This is a genomic window from Allobosea sp. P4_E12 (assembly GCF_056401655.1).
In genome coordinates, this window is the sequence record NZ_JBFUIY010000012.1 from 183,325 (window position 1) to 209,261 (window position 25,937).

General features: G+C 64.0%; 20 protein-coding genes and 1 tRNA gene. 15 read left to right on the forward strand and 6 right to left on the reverse strand.

The features are described from left to right. Positions 1-152: 152 nt before the first annotated feature. Entirely contained in the window at positions 153-374 is a 222-nt protein-coding gene (locus AC1DW9_RS17555) for a hypothetical protein (RefSeq protein ID WP_113517628.1), read from the forward strand. On the opposite strand, the gene AC1DW9_RS17560 is transcribed toward AC1DW9_RS17555, so the two are convergent. Then, a complete protein-coding gene (locus AC1DW9_RS17560; protein ID WP_476775389.1) occupies positions 371-1,693 on the reverse strand; it encodes a GGDEF domain-containing protein in 1,323 nt (440 codons plus the stop codon). The two genes, AC1DW9_RS17555 and AC1DW9_RS17560, sit on opposite strands and share 4 nt — an antisense overlap. Positions 1,694-1,719: 26 nt before the next feature. Here AC1DW9_RS17560 and AC1DW9_RS17565 point away from each other — a divergent pair, with 26 nt between their 5' ends. From AC1DW9_RS17565 to AC1DW9_RS17580, 4 genes are all read left to right on the forward strand, one after another. Then, entirely contained in the window at positions 1,720-2,409 is a 690-nt protein-coding gene (locus AC1DW9_RS17565) for a pentapeptide repeat-containing protein (RefSeq protein WP_476775388.1), read from the forward strand. Positions 2,410-2,543: 134 nt separating this feature from the next. Continuing rightward, positions 2,544-2,876: an SMR family transporter gene (locus AC1DW9_RS17570; protein ID WP_476775387.1), complete on the forward strand. Its 333-nt coding sequence runs from the start codon at positions 2,544-2,546 to the stop codon at positions 2,874-2,876. A gap of 203 nt (positions 2,877-3,079) precedes the next feature. Further along, positions 3,080-3,904: an LssY C-terminal domain-containing protein gene (locus AC1DW9_RS17575; protein ID WP_476775386.1), complete on the forward strand. Its 825-nt coding sequence runs from the start codon at positions 3,080-3,082 to the stop codon at positions 3,902-3,904. A 94-nt stretch (positions 3,905-3,998) separates the two neighbouring features. Beyond that, positions 3,999-5,075, forward strand: coding sequence for an AI-2E family transporter (locus tag AC1DW9_RS17580; protein ID WP_476853703.1), 1,077 nt, complete (start codon positions 3,999-4,001; stop codon positions 5,073-5,075). A 388-nt stretch (positions 5,076-5,463) separates the two neighbouring features. On the opposite strand, the gene AC1DW9_RS17585 is transcribed toward AC1DW9_RS17580, so the two are convergent. Further along, the gene (locus tag AC1DW9_RS17585) at positions 5,464-5,682 is read right to left on the reverse strand and encodes a hypothetical protein (RefSeq protein ID WP_441480139.1); all 219 of its coding nucleotides are present in this window, start codon (positions 5,680-5,682) and stop codon (positions 5,464-5,466) included. 186 nt (positions 5,683-5,868) lie between these two features. Then, a tRNA-Ser gene (locus AC1DW9_RS17590) sits at positions 5,869-5,958 on the reverse strand. A 622-nt stretch (positions 5,959-6,580) separates the two neighbouring features. Between AC1DW9_RS17590 and AC1DW9_RS17595 the strand changes: the two genes are divergently transcribed. From AC1DW9_RS17595 to AC1DW9_RS17625, 7 genes are read left to right on the forward strand one after another with little or no spacing between them, the layout of a single operon-like run. Next, a complete protein-coding gene (locus AC1DW9_RS17595; protein WP_476775384.1) occupies positions 6,581-7,633 on the forward strand; it encodes a septal ring lytic transglycosylase RlpA family protein in 1,053 nt (350 codons plus the stop codon). Between the two features lie 49 nt (positions 7,634-7,682). After that, positions 7,683-8,894 carry a D-alanyl-D-alanine carboxypeptidase family protein gene (locus tag AC1DW9_RS17600; protein ID WP_476775383.1) on the forward strand — a complete coding sequence of 404 codons (1,212 nt, stop codon included), beginning with the start codon at positions 7,683-7,685 and terminating at the stop codon, positions 8,892-8,894. A gap of 12 nt (positions 8,895-8,906) precedes the next feature. Next, positions 8,907-9,557, forward strand: a complete 651-nt coding sequence (tmk, locus tag AC1DW9_RS17605; protein WP_441505585.1) for a dTMP kinase — start codon at positions 8,907-8,909, stop codon at positions 9,555-9,557. Further along, the gene (locus AC1DW9_RS17610; protein ID WP_476768717.1) at positions 9,557-10,627 is read left to right on the forward strand and encodes a DNA polymerase III subunit delta'; all 1,071 of its coding nucleotides are present in this window, start codon (positions 9,557-9,559) and stop codon (positions 10,625-10,627) included. Before tmk ends, AC1DW9_RS17610 begins: the two co-directional genes overlap by 1 nt. Before the next feature lie 23 nt (positions 10,628-10,650). Further along, a complete protein-coding gene (gene metG / locus AC1DW9_RS17615; RefSeq protein ID WP_441505587.1) occupies positions 10,651-12,210 on the forward strand; it encodes a methionine--tRNA ligase in 1,560 nt (519 codons plus the stop codon). Beyond that, entirely contained in the window at positions 12,210-13,010 is an 801-nt protein-coding gene (locus AC1DW9_RS17620) for a TatD family hydrolase (protein ID WP_441505588.1), read from the forward strand. Before metG ends, AC1DW9_RS17620 begins: the two co-directional genes overlap by 1 nt. 14 nt (positions 13,011-13,024) lie before the next feature. Next, positions 13,025-13,828 (forward strand): MBL fold metallo-hydrolase, encoded by an 804-nt coding sequence (locus tag AC1DW9_RS17625; RefSeq protein ID WP_476775382.1) that lies wholly within the window; start codon positions 13,025-13,027, stop codon positions 13,826-13,828. 34 nt (positions 13,829-13,862) lie between these two features. Here the strand turns inward: AC1DW9_RS17625 and AC1DW9_RS17630 are convergent, their stop codons facing one another. Further along, positions 13,863-14,498, reverse strand: coding sequence for an isochorismatase family protein (locus AC1DW9_RS17630; RefSeq protein WP_441505590.1), 636 nt, complete (start codon positions 14,496-14,498; stop codon positions 13,863-13,865). Between the two features lie 140 nt (positions 14,499-14,638). On the opposite strand from AC1DW9_RS17630, the gene AC1DW9_RS17635 reads away from it, so the two are divergent. Next, entirely contained in the window at positions 14,639-15,283 is a 645-nt protein-coding gene (locus AC1DW9_RS17635) for a TetR/AcrR family transcriptional regulator (RefSeq protein WP_441505591.1), read from the forward strand. Between the two features lie 28 nt (positions 15,284-15,311). On the opposite strand, the gene AC1DW9_RS17640 is transcribed toward AC1DW9_RS17635, so the two are convergent. Further along, positions 15,312-15,959, reverse strand: a complete 648-nt coding sequence (locus AC1DW9_RS17640) for a response regulator (RefSeq protein ID WP_441505592.1) — start codon at positions 15,957-15,959, stop codon at positions 15,312-15,314. Then, positions 15,952-17,430 carry a sensor histidine kinase gene (locus AC1DW9_RS17645; protein ID WP_441505593.1) on the reverse strand — a complete coding sequence of 493 codons (1,479 nt, stop codon included), beginning with the start codon at positions 17,428-17,430 and terminating at the stop codon, positions 15,952-15,954. The genes AC1DW9_RS17640 and AC1DW9_RS17645 overlap by 8 nt, the downstream gene beginning before the upstream one ends. Positions 17,431-17,832: 402 nt before the next feature. Between AC1DW9_RS17645 and AC1DW9_RS17650 the strand changes: the two genes are divergently transcribed. Next, positions 17,833-24,738, forward strand: a complete 6,906-nt coding sequence (locus AC1DW9_RS17650; RefSeq protein ID WP_476855139.1) for a peroxidase family protein — start codon at positions 17,833-17,835, stop codon at positions 24,736-24,738. Between the two features lie 102 nt (positions 24,739-24,840). After that, positions 24,841-25,937 (forward strand): ABC transporter transmembrane domain-containing protein (locus AC1DW9_RS17655; protein WP_476855140.1); only part of this gene is annotated, 1,097 nt, incomplete at its 3' end.

The following is a 25,937-nucleotide window of genomic DNA, read 5'->3' on the forward strand; positions in this document are numbered from 1 at the left end:
GCTTGACGCATGGGCATGCCTGAAGGAGGGCGTCGGGACGGGGCCTGCAGGGCTGTTGCGCCTTGCTGCGCCCCGCGATCCTGTCATGCTTCTATCGTCGGATTGCTGCCGCCGGGCGAGCAGTCCGTCGCGAGAGCGGACGGGAGTATGCCATGCCTGCAGCCGAGCCGAGGACGCCCCTGACCATCCATCTGAGTGCTGCCGAACTGACTGCGCTCGATCGCTATCTGCGGGAAATCCAGTCACGTCGATCGCGTGAAGAGGCTGTCGCCGAGATTGTGGCGCGCTGGGCGACGGGGCAGGGGCTGTTGCCTGATCCGAACGACAAGGACGGGCTTGAGCTGGACGAACTCAACGCCAGCAATGACGCCTAGGATCGCGCCGGCACTAAGGGCGTGGCCGTGCGCGTACGGTTCCGTCCGGCGTTCTTGGCTGCGTACAGAGCCTGATCCGCGCGGCCGATCGCATGTGCGAGCGTCTCGCCACGGCGAAGCTCGGCAATGCCGAAACTGCAGGTCACCGTCCGATCGGGCGGCAGCCTGGGAAACGAGATCCTGGCGATTTCGCCCCGCAGGCGTTCCGCGAAATGGAAGGCTTGTTCTGCGGTCGTATCTTTGAGCAGGATGACGAATTCTTCGCCTCCCACGCGACCGACGGCATCGTTGCTGCGAACGGCGCTCCGGATGGAGGCTGCAATCGCGATCAGCACGGCGTCCCCGGCCGCGTGGCCATAGGCGTCGTTGATGCTCTTGAAATGATCGATATCGCAGGCGACGACGCTGAGCACCAATGGATGACGCGCCGCGCCCAGAGATTGAAACCGGCCTTGCAGGCCGCGCCGGTTCAACGCCCCCGTGAGCGGATCGGTATCGCGCTCCTTGCGCAGCCGGGCCGTCACATCCAGCCCTATGACGAGGAGCAGCCCAAGGCCCATCCCGACCCCGAAGACCGAGGCACTGAATTGCACCCAGGTCCAGAATCCGGACTGCAGGAACCCCGAAGCGGATGTTGCCGCGGCCAATTCGCTCGTCAGCAGCGTACGCAGGAAGAAATGCAGGCCAAACACCAGAACCAGCCAGAAGATTATCCTGTCGGTCGCGCTTCCCCGAGCAAGCGACCGCATGATCCAGGCGGCTGAGACGATGATGCCGCCGAGGCCGAAGCTCACGATATGGATGCGCACGATGAGGTTGCGGTCAATGTAATAGAAATAGCCGAGCGCGCCCATCACTGCGGCAAACCAGATGGTGAGGAACCAGCGAGAAGGGCGCCGGCCGGAGCGCACCATCACGCCAGTCACGAAGCCCAGCGTGCCGGAAACATAGAGCATTCCGTACAGCATCGTGTTCAACCCGAAATCGGCTGGAGTCCGTGTTGTCTGGACGAGCATCCCAAGGCCAAAGGCCAGGAACGCATGCGCAAAATGGAGCAGATACCAGCTTCGGCGCTCGGCCAGCCAGACGGCGCAGAAGGTTGCTGCGAACAGAAACAGAATGGCCGTTGGTACGAGATTCACGATGATCTGACTGCAGAGGCTGTCCGGTTCGAGATGCTGCTGCTCTCTACTGCCCCTGGGTAAACAATTCGCCGTCGCCGGATGTTCTGTCTGGCTCGCGAGCATCACTATCGGGGAGGGCGGCGACCCCAGAAGCAAGGGAGTGCGACGGCCCACGAAGGTGCTGAAATTGATCATCCGCCGGCCAGTTGCTACGGGAGCGCATGCCTGATGATCCCTTTCAGACCGTCGCGGAGCGGACCCTGCAGCGAGCCGATGTGGCAGCTCTCTCTGAGCTGCGCATACCGCACCATGTGATCGCGTGCGATCTTGATGAGGCGGACCTGTCGGGGCTCGATCTGTCGGGTTGGCTCTTCGAACGGTGCAGCCTCAAGCGCGCGAAGCTGAGAGGTACGAAACTCGAGCGGGTGCGATGGCTCGGCTGTCGGGCGGCCTTCGCAGATTTCATGGGGGCCGATCTATCGGACGGCCGGGTTCAGTCGGGAGATTTCAACAACGCCGTTCTGCGCCGGACGACACTGGTCTCGGCGTCCTTCGCGGGCTGCAAATTGACTGGCGCGGATTTGTCCGAAGCAAGGGCATTGGACTGCCGGTTCGAGGAGGTCCTGCTCGTCAGCGCGAAGCTTCCGTCGTTCAGCTTCCGCAAGACCACGCTCAGGAAAATCGATTTTAGCCAGTCGGACCTGAGGAAATGCGATTTCCGGGATGCTGTCTTCGAGGATTGCAGTCTGATGGATGCGGCACTGACCGGCTCGCGCTTCGAGGGGGCTGATCTTCGTGGCGCTGATCTGGGCGGACTGAGGCTGGTTGACGCCACGCTCTTTCGCGGCGCCACGATCTCTCGCCAGCAGGCTGGCCAGCTGCTCGCGGAATTGGGCTTGAAGGTGCGCTAGGGGGGCAGCCTCCGTGGGGCATCTCGGGGAAGTGTCGCCCTAACGTTCCCGGGGACGCCAGCGCCTCGGGCTGCTGCGGGGCTCCCTTCGATCGGGAGCCTTGAGAGCGTCACACAAGGATGTTTAGGCGGGGTATGAACGCCTTTCTTACTCTTGCCGTTGCCATCGTCGCCGAGGTCATCGCCACCTCGGCTCTCAAAGCGTCGGAGGGGTTTTCAAAACTGGGACCCACGGCCGTCGTTGCGATCGGATATGGCGTCGCGTTCTACTTCCTGTCACTCACCTTGAGGAGCATGCCCGTCGGGATCGCCTATGCTGTCTGGTCGGGCGCAGGTATCGTCCTGATCTCGGCGGTGGGGTGGTTTGCGTTCGGCCAGAAGCTCGATCTCTGGGCGGTGGTCGGAATGGGCCTGATCGTGACGGGCGTCCTGGTCGTGAACATCCTCTCCTCCTCTGGCGGGCATTGAGCGCTTTTGCGGCCTGGCTAATTTGGCGCCCTGGCGCGCGGCCATAGCGCCAATACCAAGCATCCACTAGTATAGGGGCAACGGGATCACCGGTTTGCCGCCCGCAAACAGTGCCGTCACTTATGTGGTTGTGTTCGGATGCCAAAATCCCCACGACGAACAGCGATGGCGATTTCACCCAGCACCAGACGGGACCAAGAACGTTGAGACTGCTCGCGCGCCTCTTTCAGAGATTCCTCGTTCTCTGCCTGGGCGTCGTCAGCGTTTGGCTGATCGTCTTCGTCATTTTCGATACGGCAGACCACAGGCTGCCATGGATCCTGGCGGCAAGCCTGACCTACGGTCTGGCTGCCTATGTCATTTTGCCAAACGTGGTTCGAATGGGCCTGAAGGTTCTTCACCGCAGATTGATCCCCCGATACACGATCACCGGAGATGGTCTGCCCGGAGACCCTGTAAACCTCGTCCTCATCGGCACTCTTCAACAACTGCGCGATGCGTTTGCAGCAGCGGGCTGGTCGACGGCCGATCGCTTGGGGATAGCCAGCTCCTGGCGAATGATACGAGCGTTTCTGCTGAACTCGACCTATCCGACCGCTCCTTTCAGCACCCTCTATCTCTTTGGACGCAGGCAGGACATCGGCTTCCAGGAGCCCATCGACAACAGCCCGCGCAAGCGCCATCACATCCGCTTCTGGGCGCTGAGCCTCGCCCATTCCGAGGACGATATGACGGGAGCGAGCTTCTGGTTGAATACCGATAAGCCAGCGACCGACCGGCCTGTGTTATGGGTCGGCGCTGGTACCCGGGACACTGGGCTATCTCTGACCCGGCTGACGTTCCAGGTGACCCATGCGACCGATTCCGACACGAATGCGGAGCGCAACTACATAGTCGCCCAGTTGAAGGCAAAGCAGATGATCGGTGATGTCGTATTGCATCAATCCGGTACACGTTTGCAAACCGGAAAGGTCAACCACTACATTACCGATGGCGAGATCGCCTTCGCCAGCCTGATCGTGAACTGAACTGAACGGAGCGCTGCGCTCTCGCTGCTTTCTCCTGGGGCGGGCGCAACGAAGCCGGCAATCGAGTTCGAAACCGCATGTGCGCAGAACGTCGATGAGGATCGCGCAACCAGCCAAGTTCTGGATTGCGGTCTCAGTGGTCGCCTTGGTTGCGCTGGTGCTGTTGCGCCAAATCCTGCTGCCGTTTGTGGTCGGCGCTTTGCTTGCCTATCTGCTCGTCCCGGTGGTCGACAGAATGGAACGGTTCGGCATGAATCGTTCCCTTGCAGCTCTGACCGTCTTCTTGCCGCTGGTTGCGGGCTTCATTGCCTTTCTCCTGGTGATGCTCCCGGCCATCATTGGCGAGTTCCGATTTTTCGTTGAGGAATTCCCCCGCTACCTCACGCGGCTCCAGTCGCTCGTGAGCGATGCGAGCGGCCCCTGGCTGCACAATGTCATGGGCGGCGAACTCCACCTCGAGCAATCCCCCGCCGATCTCGCCAAGTCGATGGGTAGCAGCTGGCTCGACAGCTTCCTTCGCTCGTTATGGTCAAGTGGGCTGGCCCTGGTTTCCCTTCTCTCGCTGCTCGTGGTGACGCCGATCATCGCCATCTATCTCGCCATCGACTGGCACCGCATGATGGCGGCGGTCGATGGCTGGTTTACCCCGGCGTATCGCGACGATGCTCGGGCACTGGCGCGCGAAATCCACGATACGATCGCTGGCTTCGTGCGCGGCCAGGTGGTCATCTGCTTCGTTCTGGCCGTGCTTTATGCATCAGCCCTGAAAGTGGTCGGGCTCAACCATGCCATTGTGATCGGGCTCACCGCCGGTCTCATCAGTTTTGTTCCCTATTTCGGCGCGGCGACGGGGTTCTTCGTGGCGGCCTGCGTTGCCCTGGCCCAGTTCTGGCCGAATTGGGTGCCTGTCGCTGTCGTGGGCGGCATCTTCATCGTCGGAGAAATGCTTGCCGATTATGTGCTGTCACCGCGCCTCATCGGCCGTCGGGTCAACCTCAACCCGGTCTGGATGATGTTCGCGCTGTTCGCCTTTGGATGGCTGTTCGGCTTCATCGGCGTGCTGCTGGCGATACCACTTGCGGCATCGCTGGGTGTGATCCTGCGTTTCGCGTGGCGGCGGTCTCTGGCAAGCTCGGGGCATCAGGCCCCAGACAGGCCTGGCTCAGAATGACGAGAAGGCCGGGACAGGATCGATAAGCGGCGTGGCCTGTCGCCGAGGATGACGGCGAACCGGGCCTGTCCCATTTGGACCAATCGCGCGGCGCGATTTTCCGCGCCTTCTTCAAGCGTTCCTGTACGAAGAAGCGGAGCTTCAGTGCTGGGCGAAGGCCGCAGCCAAACACGATGCCGGGCGTTCGACGGCTTAGGCCCATGGCCAGCATCCGCAGCGACAGTCAATAATGCCGTCTGCAACCCGACATCTTGATCGCACTGCGACGGCGGACAGGAGACGCCGCTGCATGCGCACATGCAGCCGGAACGGATTTACGGTCAGGCCACAGATTTGGGCTGAAATCGAGCGCGCCGCCAACGTGGGATACATGACGGGGCAAGCCCGCTCACATCCATTGAACGATCATCCCAGGCCCTAGCTGGTGAATGTCGATCTCCGCATCGCTCAGGCGGCGCTGCAGCTTCAGTTTGAAGTTGGGCAACAAGGCAGAATGATTGGCCAATAGTGCGACGGCGGCCTCGCCTGATTCTGCTGCGACGAAGAAGACCTGGCGGGCGCTGTCGCCCTCCGACGTCACTTCGATCTGGAATGCCTTCAAATCCATGGACCCCACCCCTGCCTCGCTGACGAGGCGGTAGCACGCTCCTCAACTCGCAGCCACCGACCGACGCTCCGATCTTTGCATCGCTATGTATGGCTGGGGCGAATTGGGATGAAAATTAGAGCCGCAAGGGGGAGCGCATTTCGCTATTTCAATGCGTTACAGCAAGGAACGGCTGGCAAGCATAAGTGGCGGAAGGGGTGGGATTCGAACCCACGGTGGGCTTGCACCCACGGCGGTTTTCAAGACCGCTGCCTTAAACCACTCGGCCACCCTTCCGGTTGGCCTGTCATTGCCGGGTGCGAGGCGTTTTTGCAAGTGCGATGACGTCAGGCCGAGGCGAGTTCCCCTTTGCAGTGTCTGGATCAGCCCCCCGCGAGCATGTGAGTCGGGTTGAGGCCGGGCAGGCCGAGCGCCCGGCCGCCCCGAACTGGCGAGCTCTGTGCCGGATTTGCCGGAGGTCCGCTTCCAGGGCGTCTTGGCGGCCCTTTGGCCGCCGATAGGGCCATTCCCAGCGGAAAAACACCACCGAAAGTCGCCAAATGACAGCGTTGCATTGTGGCAACGCCTGTCCGAAAAATGGCGGCGGAATGGTCGCGGGTTGACACTTGCCGCATTTCGGACACCTTTGTGCCCGCTCAAGGGCATCCTAGATGCCGGATCGGGGCATTCGCGCTCGGCGAGTCGCCCGTTTAACGATCCCTTTACAGGATTGACCGAAAACTTCGGCTTCGCCGCAGGATGCGGCTTGGCCGGGCGATGGCTTTCGGCACAACGACGGACGACCATAATGATGCGAGGCGCAAGCTCTTCGGCTCCGGCATTGGCCCATGTGGTAACCGACTCGGACAGAGCTTCCGCTTCCTCTCCCCTTGCTCTTCGTGCCGCGCGACTTGGTTGCGTGGCGCTCGCAGGTCTCCTCCTTGCCAATTGCGCGAATGATCAGGTTGCGCGCCGCAAGTCGAAGGAGATTGGCGCATTCCCCTCATCGAAATACGGCCCCGCCAGCCCCCGGGTTGTCGCGGACGGCCAGCCCGTTCCGAAGGGCGGCGGCCGCGAACTCGTCGGCAAGTCCTATTCCGTCGCGGGCAAGCGCTATACGCCTTATGAGAAGCCGGTCGGCTACACCGCGGTTGGCACCGCGTCCTGGTATGGCGAGGCCTTCCATGGCCGCCGCACCGCCAATGGCGAGGTCTATGACCGCGAAGGCATCAGCGCCGCGCACCCGACCATGCCGCTGCCGGCGTATGCCCGCGTCACCAACCTCCTGAACAACCGCTCGATCATCGTCCGCGTCAATGATCGTGGCCCTTACCATGGCGGCCGCGTCATGGACGTGTCGCAGAAGACGGCCGACGCGCTGGCCTTCCGCCACCTCGGCACGGCTCGTATCAAGCTCGAATATCTCGGCCAGGCCTCGCTTGGCGGCTCCGACGACCGGCTTCTGCTTGCAACCCTGCGAACGGATGGTATGCCGGCTTCGATTCCCGGCACCAGCGCCCCGACCATGGTCGCGAGCAACGCCGCGGTTGCCACCAACCGCACGGCGAGCCCGGATCTCGAGGACCCGCGCGACGAGCAGGCTCGCCAGCCTGTCGTCGAGGCCCCGGCGGCTCCGCATCCGGTCGTGCAGGCCTATGCGCCGCAACCCGTCCGCACCATCGCGCCAGGCACTCCTGTCGCCGCAACGCTGGTTTCGACCTCGTCGAGTGCCGGCATCCCGGTCCGCGGCGCTCCGCTGCCGCCGAACCGTCCCTTCGACCTCGACACCATCGCCAATGCTGCGACCCCGGTTCTGCTCCGCCCGGCCGTCCTGCCGCCACGGCCGCCGGCATTGCGCACCGCCAGCCTGTTCGCCGCTCCCGAGCGCGCCCCGGCCGAGCGTTTCGCGCGGAATAACCCGCTGGCACGGGATCTGGTTCCGCAGACATTGCGGCCATTATCCCGCAATTGACGCGTATCGGGCTTGACCGGCTGAGCCCCGCTCTGCTTCAGATCGGGGCATGAACCCGCCCCGCTATCGCAATTCGATCGCTACGAGATTTGCGGCCGCCACACGCGCGGCGCTGGCGGCTCTCTTTGTCCTGGCGGCTTCGGCTCCCGCGCTGGCCCAGAGCTTCCAGTCGCTCGCTCCACACGCGATTCTGCTCGATTCGGCCACCGGCGCGGTGCTTTACGAGAAAGCCGCGGACGAGCTCATGGTCCCGGCGAGCCTTGCCAAGCTTGCGACTGTCCTGGTGGCATTCCAGGAAATCGCGCAGGGCCGGCTCACTCTCGACAGCGAGATCGGCATTTCCGAGAACGCCTGGCGCAAGGGCGGCGGCATTTCCGGCGGCTCGACCATGTTCGCGTTGGTCCATAGCCGCATCAACCTCTCCGATATCCTGCAGGGCATCATCGTCCAATCCGGCAATGACGCCTCGATTGCGCTCGCCGAGGCGATCGCCGGAGATGAGGCGAATTTCGCGCGGTTGATGACCGAGCGGGTGCGTGCGCTCGGCCTGACCAAGTCGGTCTTCCGCAATGCGACCGGCATGGGCGACCCCGAGCAGAAGGTCACTGCCCGCGAGTTGGCGCGGCTGGCGGATCACATCATCAAGACCTACCCGGAGCTCTACAAAATCTTCGGGCAACGCGAGTTTACCTGGAACAAGATCAGGCAGCAGAACCGCAATCCGCTGCTGACCATGGATATTGGCGCTGACGGCCTGAAGACCGGCAATATCGATGAAGCCGGGTTCGGCCTGGTCGGTTCGGCGGTGCAGAAGGGGCAACGGCTGATCGTCGTGGTGAACGGGCTGAAGTCGGGCCGCGACCGTGCGCAGGAAGCGCGCAAGCTGCTCGAATGGGGCTTTCGCTCGTTCGAACCCCGCCAGCTCTTCGCCGATGGCGAGATCGTCGGCGAGGCCAGCGTCTACGGTGGAGCCAAGGGGCGGGTCGGGCTCAAGGCCAAGGGCCCGGTGAGCCTGCTGCTGCCGCGCGGCAGCAGCGACCGGTTGAGCGCGCGCATCACCTATCGTGGGCCGCTGACCGTTCCCGTCCAGGAGGGCGCCGAGGTCGGGCGGCTCCTTGTCACACGCGGTGAAATAAAGACGCTGGACATTCCACTCTACGCGGCCGAGACGGTCGAGGCCGGCAGCCTGCAGAGCCGCGCGCTCGATGCGCTGATGGAGGCTGCCACTGGCTGGGTGCGCAAGGCGCTCGGCAGGACCTGAGCGGCACGTGTCATGACAAAGGGACGTTTCATCACGCTTGAGGGCGGAGAAGGGGCCGGCAAGTCGACGCTGGCGCGCGCGCTCGCCACGCAGCTCGAGGCCGCGGGCATCCGTTCGGAGTTGACGCGCGAACCCGGTGGTTCGCCCAAGGCGGAAGCCATTCGCGAAGCCATTCTGTCGGGCCGGGTGAAGCATCATGGGCCCTTCATCGAAGCGCTGATGTTCTCGGCCGCCAGAATCGACCATATCGACCAGCGCATCCGGCCGGCACTTGCGCGGGGCGACTGGGTGATTTGCGACCGTTTCATCGATTCGACGCGGGTCTACCAGGGCACGCTTGGGCGCATCGATCCCAAGCTGCTGGCGGAACTGGAACAGGTCACCATCGACGGCCTTACGCCGGATCTGACGCTGATCCTCGATCTCGACCCCAGGGTCGGCCTCGCTCGCGCCGCCCGTCGGCGGGCGCCCGGCGAGGGCAAGGACCGCTTCGAGGGCGAGGCGCTCGCCTTCCATCGCAGCTTGCGCGCGGCCTATCTTGCAATCGCCGAAGCCGAACCGGCGCGCTGCTCGGTGCTTGATGCGACGCTCGCTCCGGAGGATCTGGCCCAGGCCGCCTGGGCGGTCGTGCGCGAGCGCCTGCCGCTGAACCAGGACGCCTGATGCGCGAGAGCAGCAACGAACCGGACCGCCTTCCCGATGCGCCGCATCCGCGCGAGACGCTGGCGCTCGTCGGACATGCGCGCCAGGAGCGGAGTTTCCTGGATGCGCTGCGCTCAGAGCGCCTGCATCACGCCTGGCTTCTCGGCGGTCCCGAAGGCATCGGCAAGGCGAGCTTTGCCTATCGTGCGGCGCGCTTCCTGCTGGCTTCGGGCGATCCGCTGGCGCGCGCCGGCTCGGTGGAAAGCCTGGCGATGCCGGAAGAGGATCCGGCGACGCGGCGCGTGATGGCCCAGTCGCATCCCGACCTGCATCTGCTGCGGCGAACGGTGAAGCCGGACGGCAAGGGCGTGACCAGCAATATCCCAGTCGATTCCGTCCGCCGCGTCATCGACCGGTTCGGAACGAGCGCGGCCGAAGGCGGTTGGCGTGTCTGCATCGTCGACAGTGCCGAGGACATGGATCGCTCCAGTGCCAATGCGCTGCTGAAACTGCTCGAGGAGCCGCCGCCGCGCGCCCTTTTCCTCATCGTTGCCCATGCGCCCGGACGGGCGCTGCCGACCATCCGCTCGCGCTGTCGGCTGCTGACATTTGATGCGCTGGACGAAGGCGCGGTTGCCGAGGCCGGCCGGCTGGCGCTTGAGCGGATGGGATCGCCGTTCGACGCCTCCGCATTGATGCGCGCCGCAGCACTCGCGGACGGTTCCGTACGGCGTGCCCTGACCTATGTCTCCCCGGAGACGCTGGCGCTGGTCGAGGCCGTCAGGGCGCGTCTCGATGCCTTGCCGGGCGTCGATCTCACCGCGCTGCTCGCGCTGGCGGAAGATGTCGCGGGCCGCGCCGGCGAGAGTGATTTCGCGATCATGATCGACACCATTCAGAGCTGGCTCGCCGCGCATCTCCATGCGCATGCCCATGCCGGCGCGGCTCGCCTTGCACCGCTGGCGGAGGTATGGGAGAAGCTGGGTCGCGCGGCCCGCGAGGTGGAAACCTACAATCTCGACCGCCGGCCGCTCGTGATCTCTATGTTTCATGATCTGTCGGAGGCTGTTCGCCGGTCGCGCGCAGCTTGAAAGCGAACCGTCCGGACTGAACGATGGCCCAGGCCCCGAAATTCTATCTGACCACCGCCATTCACTACACGAATGGCCCGCCGCATATCGGGCACGCCTATGAGATGGTGGCCTCGGACGCGATTGCGCGTTTCAAGCGGCTGGACGGCTATGACGTCTTCGCCATGACCGGCACAGACGAGCACGGCCAGAAGGTGCAGCGCACCGCCGGGCAGAACGGGCTCGACGCGAAATCCTATGTCGATCAGGTGGCCCAGCGCTTCCAGGAGATGGAACAGACGCTCGGCTGTTCCTTTGACCGGTTCATCCGCACCACCGATCCGGATCACCTGCCGTCGACCCATGAGCTCTGGCGGCGCATGGAGCAGGCCGGCGACATCTACCTTGCCAAATATTCCGGCTGGTATTCCGTGCGTGACGAGGCCTTCTACGGCGAGGAGGAAACCACCCTCCTGCCGGACGGCACGCGGCTGGGCGGGCAGGGCACTCCGGTCGAATGGGTCGAGGAGGAGAGCTATTTCTTCCGCCTGAAATCCTTCCAGGAGCGGCTGCTGAAGCTCTACGAGGACGTGCCGGATTTCATCTCGCCGGCAACGCGCAAGAACGAGATCGTCAGCTTCGTGAAGGGCGGTCTCGAGGATCTTTCGATCAGCCGTACCACCTTCGACTGGGGCCTGCCGGTCCCAGGTGACCCAAAGCATGTGATGTATGTCTGGGTCGACGCGCTCAATAATTACGTCACCGGCTGCGGCTTCCCCGACGAGACCAATCCGCGCTGGCACTATTGGCCCGCCGATGTGCACATCATCGGCAAGGACATCGTGCGCTTTCATACGGTTTACTGGCCGGCTTTCCTGATGTCGGCCGGGCTGCCGCTGCCGAAGCGCGTCTTCGGCCATGGCTTCCTGCTCTCCAAGGGCGAGAAGATGTCGAAATCGCTCGGCAATGTCGTCGATCCATTCGGCCTCGCCGAGACCTATGGCGTCGACCAGCTGCGCTATTTCTTCCTGCGCGAGGTCTCTTTCGGCCAGGACGGCAACTACAGCCACGAGGCCATCATCGGGCGCATCAATGCCGATCTTGCCAATGATCTCGGCAATCTGGCCCAACGTTCGCTCTCGATGATCGCCAAGAACTGCGAAGGCAAGGTGCCGGTGCAAGGCGCATTGAACGAGGGCGACGAGGCCATGCTCGCTCTTGCCGATGGCGCGCTCGCCAAGGCACGGGCAGCGATGCAGGATTTTGCCCTGCACGTCGTGCTCGCGGAGATCTGGGCGCTGGTGGCGGAGGCAAACCGCTATTTCGCGGCCAATGAACCCTGGCGGCTGAGCAAATCGGATCCCGCCAGGCGCGACACCGTGCTCTATGTCACGGCGGAAGTGCTGCGCCAGGTCGCAATTCTGACGCAACCGGTGATTCCGAGCTCGGCCGGCAAGCTGCTCGACCTGCTTGCGGTCGGCGCGGAGGCCCGCAGCTTCGCGAGCCTGGGCGAAGCCGGGCGTCTCGCCAGCGGCACAGTTCTGCCTGCACCGAGCGCGATCTTCCCGCGCTATGTCGAGCCCGATGCCGGGCAGGTGGCCTGATGTTGATCGATACCCATTGCCATCTCGACTTTCCGGATTTCGCCGAGGATCTCGCGGCCTATGTCGCGCGGGCCGAGGCGGCAGGGGTCTCGCGGATGGTGACGATCTCGACACGGGTTTCGCGCTTCGGGACCTATGCCGGGATCGCCGAACGCTTCGCATCGGTGTGGTGCACCGTCGGCACGCATCCGCACGGCGCGCATGAAGAGCTCGACGTCACGGCCGACCAGCTTGCCAGGTTGGCGGAGCACCCGCGCTGTGTCGCAATTGGCGAGGCCGGGCTCGACTATCACTACGACAAGAGTCCGCGCGATGCGCAGGCGCAGGGGCTGCGCACGCACATTGCCGCAGCGCGCATGACCAGGCTTCCGCTCGTCATCCACGCTCGCCAGGCCGACGAGGACATGATCGCGATCCTGCGTGAAGAGACGGAGATGGGCGCTTTCCCGGCCATCCTGCACTGCTTCACGGCAGGTCCGGAACTGGCTCGGGTCGGCGTCGAGCTCGGACTCTACGTGTCCTTCTCCGGGATTCTGACCTTCAAGACCTCAGAGGATCTGCGCCAGATTGCGCGCGATATCCCGATTGATCGGCTTCTGGTCGAGACCGATGCGCCCTATCTCGCCCCGGTCCCGTTCAGGGGAAAGCGCAACGAACCGTCTTACGTCGTTGAAACGGCGAAGACTCTCGCCGACGTGAAAGGAGTCTCCTTCGACGAGATCTCGCGCGTCACGACGGAGAATGCGCGACGCTGCTATTGGAAGATGGATCACGCGGCGCCTGTGGCGCAGGTCGCCTGAGCAGCACGCCCAAGATGGCCCTGACGATCACGATCCTCGGCTGCGGTTCTTCTGGAGGCGTACCCCGGCCGGGCTCGGGCTGGGGGGCCTGCGATCCGAAGAACCCGAAGAACCGGCGTCGGCGCTGCTCGATCCTTGTCGAGCGCAATGGCGGCAACGGGACGACCAGGCTGATCGTCGATACCACGCCGGATCTGCGCGAGCAGTTGATCGATGCCGAGGTCAAGCATCTCGATGCGGTGCTCTTCACTCATGACCATGCCGACCACACCCATGGCATCGACGATATGCGGGCGCTGGTGCTGCATATGCGCAAGCGGATTCCGGTCTATGCGGATCCGGTAACGGCCGCGACCTTGCGGACGCGCTTCGGCTATATCTTCGAGACGCCGCCCGGCAGCCTCTATCCGCCGATCCTCGAGATGCAGTCGATGCTGGCCGGCGAACCGCTGACGATCGAGGGGGCAGGGGGCGGTATTTGCGCGCGCCCCATCGCGCTGGAGCACGGGCCGGGTTACGAGGCTCTCGGCTTCCGCTTTGCCGATCTCGGTTATGTACCTGATGTCAGCCTGATGCCGCCCGAGGCCAAGGCCACCCTGGCCGGCCTCGACGTGCTGATCCTCGACTGCTTGCGCGAGACGCCGCACCCGAGCCATTTCAGCCTGTCGCAGGCGCTGGAGGCAATTGCCGAACTGGCCCCCAGACGCGCGGTGCTGACCAATCTCCATATCGACCTGGACTATCAGAACCTGTCCAAGCGCTTGCCTGCGCGCATCGCTGTCGCCTTCGACGGCATGAGCCTGACGGTCGACGGCTGAGGCGAGAAGAGGGCACCCCGCCCCCGGTTCGGCCTCAGGCAGCGTTCTGGTGGTGCCATTCGTCCAGATAGGCCAGCACGGTCTTCAGGTCCGACACATCGACATAGCGGCGGCCGAGATCGCGCAGATTGTCCCTGTGTGGCTGCTCCTCGATATCCCCGACGCAGTCCTCAGGCACGATGGTGCGGTAGCGATAGCTGAAGGAATCGATCGAGGTCGCGCGAATGCAGCCGCTGGTGTTGCAGCCGGTGACGATCACGGTATCGACGCGTTCCTTGGTGAAATAATCGCTGACACCGGTATTGAAGAAGATCGACGGACCCTTCTTGCACACGGTCAGATCATAGGACGCATCATAGATGCGTGGATCATGGGCGACGCTCGGATGGTCGTGCAGGAAGGTCTCGCGCACGGCCGTGATCTTCCAATAGGGCATTTCCCGCTCGTTCATATAGGCGGTGTTGCAGTTGGCGACCGGCACATTGTAACGGCGCGCGACCTCGAGCAGAGTTGCGGTGTTCTCGAGGGCACGCATGACCAGCGGTGCACCGCCCAGCGGATACTGCGGATCGGTAAAGCCCTTCTGGAAATCGACCACGACAATGCCTGGCTTCCTGCCGAACCCGACCGGGATCTCGCCATAGCTGCGGTTCTGGTAATCGTCGCTCATCGCGGCTCTCCCTGCTTGCTGGCATGTTGTCGAGGTCATCCTTGATTGCACTAAAAAAACAAGCAAGATTGTTTTTCTAATACTGTATCGCCGAACGCCGGCGAGGCGAGGGCGGCCATGTCGAGCCCGAGGAGGAGAAGGTGAGCAAGGCAGAGCGGCAGCAGCAGATGCGCAGCATCATGACGCGCGAGCGGCTGATCCAGTCGACGCTCGATGAGATCTTCGAGGTCGGCTATCACGCCGCCACCACCCAGGAGATCGCCGCCCGGGCCAATGTCTCGCGGGGCGCCTTGCTGCATCATTTCCCAGCGCGGGCCGACATCGTCCTCGCCGCCATGGAGGAACTGCTCGAGGACGGCACTCGGCAGATCAGGGCCGTGGCCGACGAGGTCCAAAGCGGCAAGATCTCGCTCGAGGGGTTCGTCGAGTTCCTGTGGCAGCTCTTCTCGGGCCGGTTCTTCTATCTCTCGCTGGAGATGATCACCGAGGCACGCAACGATCCGGAGCTGTGCGAACGGATGATTCCGGTGGTGAAGCGCTTCCATCAGGTGCTCGACGGCATTTGGTCGGAGTTTTGCGACCCGCAGAAGCGCCCGCCGCAGCAAGCGCGCATCATCCTCAATCTGACGCTTTGCCTGGTTCGCGGCATGGGCGTCCAGACGGTTCTGCGTCCAGACCCGGGCTATTACCGCGAACTCATCGAGGCCTGGAAGGCATTGCTGCCGCAGCTCATCGACGGCCCGACCGGGGATCTCATCTTCGCGGGAGAAAACGGCTCGAGGTGACCAGCGAAGGATCAGCGCTGCGACGACGCTAATCCTGGAGGTGCTTTTGCGCGATCAGCGCGGCTTCGACCCGGCTCTTGAGGCCGAGCTTTGCGAGAATGTTCGAGACGTGAAACTTGGTGGTCTGGATTTGCACCCCCGTCGCCTCGGCGATCTCACGATTGCTGAAGCCGCGCCCGAGCAGGCGTAGCGTGCGGTTTTCCTTCGCTGAAAGCGCTGCGATCTTGGTGATGACGGGGTCGACCTCCTGCTGCCCTCGCATCGCGCTCAGCAGGCGCACGGCCATGTTGGGAGGGACATAGGATTCGCCCCCTGTGATCGCCCTGACGATCGCGATCAGATCCATGGCCGGGACGCCCTTCAAGGCATAGCCCGACGCGCCGGCGTCCAGCGCCTGCAGCACGACGTCTTCTTCCTCCGAGACCGTCAGCATGACCACTTTCACCTGCGGCCATGTCTGGTGAATCCGTCGCGCCGCGGCAATTCCGCCGCCAGGCATCGACACATCGAGCAAGGCGACCTGCGGGGAGAGCCTTCCTACTAGCTCGAAGGCTTCGTCGGCCGACGCACCTTCGCCGACCACCTCCAGGTCACCACTTCCCGAAAAGATCTGCACCAGACCCGCGCGGAAGATCGCGTGATCGTCCACGACAACGATGGATTTTCGTTCACGCAACGAGCAGCCCTCCACTGAGGTCCAGGGTCATCTTGAGCAGATTGCCTCCGTCACCGAGGCGGCGTTTCGTCAATGTTCCGCCAAGGCTCTCGACCCGTTCCTGCAGGCCGTAGAGCCCAATGCCCGCGCTGGGAAGGTCTTTCTCTGCAGACGAAGAGTCGCCTCCGCTGTCGGCCACCGAGACATTCAGGAGCGTTCCGTCCATCCAGCTCCGCACCTCCTGACCTGTTGCCCCGCCATGGCGATAGGCATTGTTGAGCCCTTCCTGGACGAAGCGGAAGACGCAGATCCTGACGGCATGCGACACCGGCTGAGGCAGCTCGGTGGTGGCGAGAGCTACGGATGTTCGCGTGCGCGCTTCGTGTGCCCGCACAGCCCGCTCGATAACCATATGGAGCGGCAGGTCGGCGATCTCGGGAAGGACAAGCCCCTTGGAGATGCTCCTGATCTCGCGCATCGCCTCGTCGAGCGCCGACTGCATAGTCAGCAGGGAGCGATCGCGCGGGGCCTTGCTTCTGGCGTTGCGCGCGTCCTCGATCTTCAGGATCGAGAAGCTGATCAACTGGGCGGGGCCATCATGGAGATCCGCGCCGATCCCGCGGATGAACTGTTCGTTCAGCTCCGCGACCCGCGCCGAGGCGCGCTGCAGCCGGTCGGACAACTGCCGGTTCTCGAGCAGCAGCTGTTCGGTCTCTTCGACGCGCCGCTCAAGGGCCTTCCTTTGTGTCTCGATGGTTCGGCTCCCGCGATGGACGATGCCGAACAGGGCGAGCATGATCGCCGCCGTAACCGCGGCAATGACCAGCCAGCTGCTCCGTCTGAGCGCTGCAAGCTCCTCCCGGAAGGGCTCGGCCTGCTCGTGGATTTCGGCAACGGCAATGATGCGGGAAGAGCCTTCCAGCCGGATCGGGCTGTAGATTTCGAGATAGCGGGTCCTGATGCCCCGAATCACATGCTCGCCTGCACGAGGGTCGGCATGGTCGGCCGTGACCTCGCCCGTCAGCGCCCGCAACAGGCCGTTGGGGCGGTCGAACTGATGGCCGATGATCTGGGGGGTGTTGGAGTAGGCCACGACCCCATCCGGCGTCCAGACCTCGAAATAGGGAAAGCGGCGCTTCACGGCCTCGTCGGCGAACAACTGGTCGAGCCGTGCGATCGCCCCCGCCGACAAGCTCTGGGAGGTGGCAAGCTCCTGAACGGCCGGAGCAACCAGACTCTGCATGAACAAAGCGGTCGAGGCTGCCTTGCTTCTGATCGCCTCACGAGAAACCAGCTCGGTGATCAGATAGCCGGCCACGAGCATGGCGATCTGCATGACGAGGCCACCGGCGATCAGGAACTGCACCGACAGCGTCGCGCGTCGTGGCGCGGCCTTCCCGGCGGGCAAGTGCTGCAACGGCACGCCCGTGATCACGTCACTGCTCTCGAAGTCCTGAACCGGCTTCAGCATATCGCCCGTCGACGTCTCCACGCAGAGATTAGCTCAAACTGATGACTGTGAGATCACCATCTGGCAGCGCGATCCATCAGTATTGCAAGCGAAACCGGCCAAGCGGCCCGGATCACTTCCGCAGTGAACGAAAACTGGTCGAAGGTCTAGTAAGCCAGCTCGCCCCCAGATGCGTCAGCGTCGGTTCAAAGGTCGTCGCGGTGCCACGCCCGTAAGTCGCCGAATATTGGCCGACCTTATCTTCTTCAAATCGACCCCATACCCAGCAATCCTTTTGCTTAACGAAGCGTAATCGGGCGGTTCGTCGGAAATGCCGCATGCAAGGGCGCTCACAGTCCTTCGTGCGGCTCAACGGCAGACGCTCGGTGCGGCAGAAGCAATTCTTGGGTCTTAACGCAGCACCGTGGGCGGAGCGAGGGTATCATGAAGCTCAATACGCACGACCTTGAGTTCATCCTGAAGCAGATCAAGATCGCCGAGGCCCATACGGCCGGGACGCCCTTGACCGAGTTGGTCGATAATCCGCTGGTGCCCTACGGGCTACGCACGGTCGACGGCACCTACAACAACATCATCCCGGGCAGGGAATGGGTCGGGTCGTCCGACCAGACCATGCCGCGCCTGCTCGATCCGGTCTTTCGCCCGGCAGAGAATGGGCCTGGCGGGGCACCGACGAGCTACCAGCAGACCTCCGGGAACGTCTACGACTCCCAGCCTCGTGTGATCTCGAACCTGATTTCAGATCAGACGATCGGCAATCCCGCCACGATCATTTCCGCGCTGACCAATCTTGGGCACGAGGACCCCTATCTGTTCCTGCAGGCGCATGCGGCTGTCTATGAAGCTGCCGTGTTGGCCTATGAGGAATGGGAGACGGCTGACCGCGGCCTCGCGCAGGCGAACGCCAATCTTGCACTTGCGCAACGCGCAATCGGACCAGCGCAGGGTCAGGTCGCTGTGGCACAGGCTGCTTTCGATCTGGCGGTTGCAGAGGGGGGCGATACCGGGCCGGCACTGGCTGCGCTCGCCACCGCGCAGGCAAGTCTCGCCACGGCCGTAGGCAATGCCACTGCTGCCGCGGCGGCCGTCGGCGTCGCAACCGCGACGCTAGCGGCCGAAGTGCAGCAGAAGCACGTCGCCTACGACGCAATGACGGACGCGCTCGGCGTCACGATGCAGGGCGACACCGTCCTTATCCCGAACGTCGCGCCCGATTTGGGCGACACCGCTCCGTTCAACGGGTTCTTCACGCTGTTCGGCCAGTTCTTCGATCATGGGCTTGATCTGGTCAGCAAGGGCGGGAACGGCACGGTCTATATCCCGCTCCAGCCCGACGATCCGCTCTACGTCGCCGGTAGCCCGACCAATTTCATGGTGCTGACGCGCGCGCAGAACCAGCCGGGCGCCGACGGTGTGGTGGGTACCGCCGATGACGTGCGTGAGCATAACAACGAGACGACGCCCTGGATCGATCTGAACCAGGTCTACACCTCGAATCCGTCCCACCAGGTCTTCCTGCGGGAATACGCCATGCTGGACGGCAAGCCCGTCGCGACCGGGCGCATGCTGGAGGGGGCGAATGGCGGCCCTCCGACCTGGGCCGACGTCAAGGAACAGGCTGCGTCCAAGCTCGGCATCCTGCTGACCGATGCGGACGTCCTGCGCGTTCCGGCGATCCTGACCGACCTCTATGGCGAGTTCATTCGGGGGGGCACCGGCTTCCCGCAGTTGGTCACCGGCACCGGCACGGGCTCCGTCGAGGGAAATCCGGGCGCGCTGGCTGTGGCCTCGGACGCCTTGTCGGCTGGCCGCGCCTTCCTGAACGACATTGCCCACACGGCGGTGCCGGGCGGGCTGGTCGATCATGACCGAAACCCGGCAACCGCGCCCGTTCTCGTGCTTGCCGACGATGATACCGTTGCCGGAAACCAGATCGCTCTCAACCAGTTCGGGATTGCGACAACCTATGACGACGAACTTCTCAATGCTCACTTCATCGTCGGCGATGGTCGCGGCAACGAGAATATCGGCCTGACCTCGGTCCACCATACTTTCCACCACGAGCACAATCAGCGCATCGACCAGATCAAGACGCAGTTGCTGACAGGCGAGGGGGCAGACGTCGCGTTCCTGAATGAGTGGCTGCTGACCGATGTCACGGTGATGCCGACATCGCAGGCCGAGATCGATGCGCTGGTCTGGGATGGCGAGCGTCTGTTTCAGGCCGGCCGGTTCTCGACGGAGATGGTCTATCAGCATCTCGTCTTCGAGGAGTTCGCGCGTGCCATCGCACCCGATGTCGATCCCTTCGTGTTCTCCAACACCACAGTGATCGATGCCGGGATCGTCGCCGAATTCGCCCATGTCGTCTATCGCTTCGGGCATTCGATGCTCACCGACACGATCGACATGTTCAAGCTCGATGCGAACGGCAATCCCGTCGCGTCGGACATTGCACTGTTCGACGCCTTCCTGAATCCGATTGCCTTCAATGCTGCCGGTACGACGGCCGAGGCTGCGGCTGCGGCGATCCTGACCGGGATGACCCGGCAGGTCGGAAACGAGATCGACGAGCACATTACCGATGCGCTGCGCAACAATCTCGTCGGCCTGCCGCTCGACCTCGGCGCACTCAACATAGCGCGGGCTCGCGATACCGGCATTCCCTCGCTCAATGAGGCCCGCCGCCAGTTCTACGAGGACACGCATGACAGCCGCGTGAAGCCTTACGAGAGCTGGTACGATTTCGCGCTTTCGATGAAGAATCCGGCCTCGCTGATCAACTTCATCGCAGCCTATGGCACGCATTCCTCCTTGCTCGGCAATCTGACGCTTGAACAAAAGCGGGATGCCGCAACCCTGCTGGTCATGGGCGGGGCCAATGCGCCGGCCGATCGCATCGCGTTCCTGAACGGGACGGGCGCCTGGGCGAATGCCGCCAATGGCGCGACCATCACAGGCCTCGACGCAGTCGATTTCTGGATCGGCGGGCTCGCCGAGAAGAAGATGGCCTTCGGCGCGATGCTGGGGTCGAGCTTCACCTATGTCTTCGAGTACCAGATGGAGCAATTGCAGGCCGGCGACCGGTTCTACTATCTGAGCCGGACCCAGGGCCTGAACCTGCTGAACGAGTTGGAGGCGGATTCCTTCGCGCAACTCCTGATGCGCAACACGGATGCAGGGGCCGAGGGAGCGCCGCATATCAACGGGGCAGCCTTCCAGACGGCCACCTACATCCTCGAGATGGACCCGACCAAGCAGATCACGGGCCTAGGCCTCAACGGCAAGGCGGACCCGACGCATACCAACCCGGTACTGCAGGCCATTAGCCCGATGGTCATCCGCGACAATCCCGCGACGCCTGGCGCCGACAACAATTATCTGCGCTATACCGGCGTCGATCACGTCGTCCTCGGCGGCTCTGCCGGAAACGACATCCTGATCGGCGGCGAGGGGGACGACACGCTCTGGGGTGGGGCGGGCGATGATCGCCTCGAGGGCGGCTATGGCGTCGATCACCTGCATGGTGGAGCCGGCAATGACATCATCACCGACAGCGGCACGGATATCGGCGCAGCCGACGTCATTCATGGCGACGCCGGCGATGACGTCATCACGCCCGGCAACGGTCTCGACCTGATTTTCGGCGGGGACGGCAGCGACTTCATTTATGGCGGCACCGAGGGCAAGACCGTCTCGGGTGGCCAGGGCAATGACTTCATCCGCGGCGGGACGGGAGGCAGCTTCCTGGCCGGCAACGAGGGGGACGACTGGATCGAGGGCGGGGACAGCTTCGACACCCTGGCCGGCGAAAACTCCGAGCTGTTCTTCAACTCGACGATCATCGGCCATGACGTGCTCAACGGCCGCGGCAACGACAATGATTACGACGCCGAGTCGGGCGACGATATCATGATCCAAGGCGAAGGCGTCGAACGCAATAACGGCATGGCCGGGTTCGACTGGGCGATCCACAAGGGCCACAACGAGGCCGCTGACTCCGACATGGGCATGACCATCTTCCAGAACCAGCAGGACAACATCCTGCGCGATCGGTTCGACCTGGTGGAGGGCCTGTCGGGCTGGAAATACAACGACAAGCTGACCGGGCGCGAAGTCGTCATGGGCGCCTTCGACGAAAACGGCAATGCGACGCAGGTCGACCCCGGTGCGCCTCTCGACTCCTATTCGAGCGCGCTGCTCGAGAAGAACCTCTCGCTGATCGCGGGACTGGAGCGGCTGGTCGCGCATCTCGACCGGACGACTGTGACGGTTGCCGGCAAGACCGAAACCATCGTCATGGACACCTCCGACGCCTCCGACATCCTGCTGGGCGGCGGCGGCAGCGATCTAATCGAAGGCAAGGCCGGCAACGATATCATCGACGGCGACTCCTGGCTGAACGTGCGGATCAGCATCCGCGATGACCAGGGCAATGAACTCGCAACGGTCGACACGCTGTCGGACACGATCACCAATGCGGACCCGTCGGTTGCGCATTGGAACGGGCGGACTCTTCCAGAACTGATGCTCTCCCGTGAGATCATACCAAATCAGCTCAACATCGTTCGCGAAATCCTCGACGGAAACCAGGCCGGCGATATCGACACTGCGGCTTACTGGGATGTCGCGGCCAATTACCTGATCAGCCGCAATGAGGATGGCAGTGTCACTGTCACGCATGTCACCCAGTCCGCAGCGGTGATCGATCCGACCACGGGGCGGGCGCGCCAGTCTGACGGATCCGACCGGCTGTTCAATATCGAGGCGCTGAAGTTCGCGGACCAGACCGTCAGCCTCAACCGGCTCGTGACCGGGGCGCTGACCATCACGGGCACCGAGAACGTGCTGACCGCGGACACCTCTGGCCTCAGCGATGCCGACGGCCTCGGCACCTTCAGCTATGCTTGGCAATCCTCGACGGATGGTGGCGTCACCTGGAACACGATCGCTGGCGCAGCATCTGCCAGTCTGACCGTCTCGGCCGCCCTCACGGGCCAGTTGATCCGGAGCGTCGTGAGCTATGTCGATGCTCGCGGTTTCGCGGAGTTCGCAATCTCCGATGTGACGGCGAAGGTCGGCAGCAACACCAATGGCGCGGTGGTCGAGGTCATCAACGGAACCGCCGACGCCAACCTGCTCAATGGTCGCGGCGGCAACGATACGATCAACGGGCTGGCCGGCAACGACATCATCAATGCCGGGGCCGGGGCCGACACGGTCGATGGCGGGGATGGCAACGACACGATCGATGGCGGTGCGGGCAATGACGTGCTCTCTGGCGGAGCCGGGAATGACACGATCATCGGTGGCGCCGGAAACGACACCCTGACTGGCGGCGCCGGCAACGACACGCTCGACGGCGGCGACGGCACGGCCGATGTTGCGGTCTATGCCGGCCCGATCACCGACTACGACATCGCGCTGGATGGGACCGGCCGGATCGTGGTGACAGGCGCGGCCGAAGGCACCGACACGATCAGCGGTGTCGAGCGCTTCTCGTTCGGCGGGACGACCTACACGCAGGTCGTTGCGGGCACGAACGGTGCCGACGGCGCGCTTCTCGGCGGAGCCGGGTCTCAGCTCATCTTCGGCTTTGCCGGCAATGACACGATCATCGGTGGCGCCGGAAACGATGCCATCCATGCGGGAGCGGGCGACGATATCATCGCCTGGGCCGTCGGCGATGGCCGCGACGTCGTCAATGGCGGAACCGAAGGTTCCGTCGGCGACACCTTCTCGATCACCGGAGCGGTCGGCGCCGAGACATTCCGCGTCTATACCCGCGCCGCCGCCGCCGGCGTTGGCGGGATCGGCTATACCGGAACGGCGGAGATCGTGATCACCCGAAGCGTCGGGGCCGGGGCGGCGACGATCATCGCCGAACTGACCGAGATCGAGGAGATCGTGATCAACGGCGCGCCCGCATCGCCTCCAGGCGGTCCGGTGAACACCACCATCGCCGGTGACACGATCCAGGTCTTTGGCGATTTCACCCAGACCAGCCTCAACCTGAACACCATCACGATCGATGGCACGAGCGGCAACGACACGATCGACATCTCGGCGCTGAGCTCTGCGCATCGCATCGTCTTCAGGTCAAACGGTGGCAATGACACGATCATTGGCTCGCTTCGGGCTCAGGACGTCATCGAGCTGCCGGATGGCGCGACGCTGGCAGACTACGAGGCGACCGATAATGGCGACGGCACGACGACCCTGTCGAATGGCAGCCACTCGATCACCTTCACCGGGGAGATGCCGGTCATCGATGATGGCGACGACGATGATGATGACGATGATGACGACGATGACGACGGCGCCGGCAATGGCGACGATGACGACGACGATGATTGCGGCTGTGACGACGACGATGATGATGACGGGGCTGGCACGGGTACACCGCCTCCCGGTTCGGGCACCAATCCTGGGACGCATGTCGGGACGGGGCTGAGCGATGTCCTGATCGGGGCAGCGGGGGCGGACAACCTGATCGGCCAGGGCGGCGACGATGTCCTGATCGGTGCGGGCGGCGACGACACGATCTCGGCGGGCGATGGCAACGACTTCGTCGATGCCGGGGAGGGCCGTGACGTGGTCTTCGGCGGGGCCGGCGACGACGTGCTGCTTGGCGGGGCTGGCAACGACCTGATCGATGGCGAGGCCGGCAACGACCGGATCTTCGGTGGCACGGGCGACGACCGGATCACGGCCGGGGCCGGCGACGACACTGTGGTGGCGGGTGCGGGCAACGATGTGATCGTGGCTGCGGTCGGTGACGGCAACGACGTCTATTTCGGCGATGACAGCGACGGCGGCACGGGCATCGACACGCTCGACATGTCGGCGATCACGGCGAACCTGACGGTCGATCTCGGCAACGGCCTGCTTGGACGCGGCAGCGCGGTCAGCACGCAAACCGGCAGCGACACGCTCTGGAGCATCGAGAACGTCGCGACCGGTTCGGGCAACGACACGATCACGGCCAGCGCGGCGGTGAACGTGATGGAAGGCGGGGCGGGCAACGACACCTTCCGCTTCGAGAGCAAGGAAGCGGCGGATGGCGACACTATCCTCGATTTCGAGCCTGGCGATAAGCTCGACCTCTCCGGCATCGACGCCAATGGCGCGCTCGCCGGCAACCAGAGCTTCACCTTGACCAACGGCCCGGCCTTCACCGCCACGGCCCAGCTGGTGGTCGCCTACGAGACCCGGGCCGACGGCGACTACACCGTGGTCAAGGGCAATGTCGACGGCGACGCCGATGCCGACTTCCAGATCAACCTGAAGGGCAGCCACACCCTGACCGGCAGCAACTTCAGCTTCTAGAAGCCGCGCCTTTTCGGCCGGCGGGCCCYGTGCCCGCCGGCCGGCACTCCCTTCCTGCACCGCCTTCCTGYCGACTGCTTCTCCTTTTGACGGTTTGCGATCATGGCACCTTCCAAGGCACAGACCTCCGCCCGCAAGCGCGATGCCGCCAGGCTGACGCTCGGCTTCCGCTCSGCCTTCCTCTTCCTGTTYGCGGTCTCGGGGCTGATCAATGTGCTGGCGYTGACCGGCTCATTCTACATGCTGCAGGTCTATGACCGGGCSCTGACCTCGGGCAGCGTCCAGACGCTGGCGGCGCTCTCGGCGCTGGCGATCGGGCTCTATTTGTTCCAGGGCGCCTTCGACGTGATCCGYTCGCAGGTGCTGGTCCGGGTCGGGGCCMGGCTCGACAAGGATATCGCGCCGCTGGCGCACCGGGTGGCGATCGACATGCCGCGCTTCGGCTTTTCGAGCACCGAGGCGCTGGAGCGCGGGCGCGATGTCGACACGGTGCGCGGCTTCCTCGGCAGCCAGGGGCCGGGCGCGCTGTTCGACCTGCCCTGGATCCCGCTCTATCTCGCCTTCGCCTATTTCCTGCACCCCTGGCTCGGCGCGCTGACGCTGGCGGGCGCSGTGGTGCTGACCCTGCTGACGGTGGCGAGCGAGATCCTGACCCGCCGGCTCAACGGCACGACGCGCCAGGCGGCGATCACCCGCGGCGCGATCGCCGATTCCAATGCCCGCAATGCCGAGGTGCTGAAGGCGATGGGCTTTGCCGACCGGGCGGTCGAGCGCTTCAACCTKGCCAACCGYGAGCAYCTGGCGCTGCAGACCAAGGCCAATGACCTCGGCGGCAGCCTGGGCGCGGTCTCGCGCGTGCTGCGCATGATCCTGCAATCGGCGATCCTCGGGATGGGCGCCTATCTGACGATCAAGGGCGAGCTCTCGGCCGGYGCGATCATCGCCTCCTCGGTCGCCTCGTCGCGGGCGCTGGCGCCGGTCGATCTCGCSATCGCCAACTGGAAGTCCTTCGTCGCGGCACGCGCCGCCTTCCAGCGCCTGCGCGAGACGGTGGTGGCGCTGAGCCAGGCKGTGGTGCCGATGCAGCTGCCGGCGCCGGTCGGCGCGCTCAAGGTCGACAAGATCACGGTYGCCGCCCCGGTCTCGGGCCAGGTCCTGCTCAGCGAGGTCGGCTTCGACCTGAAGGCCGGCACGGCGCT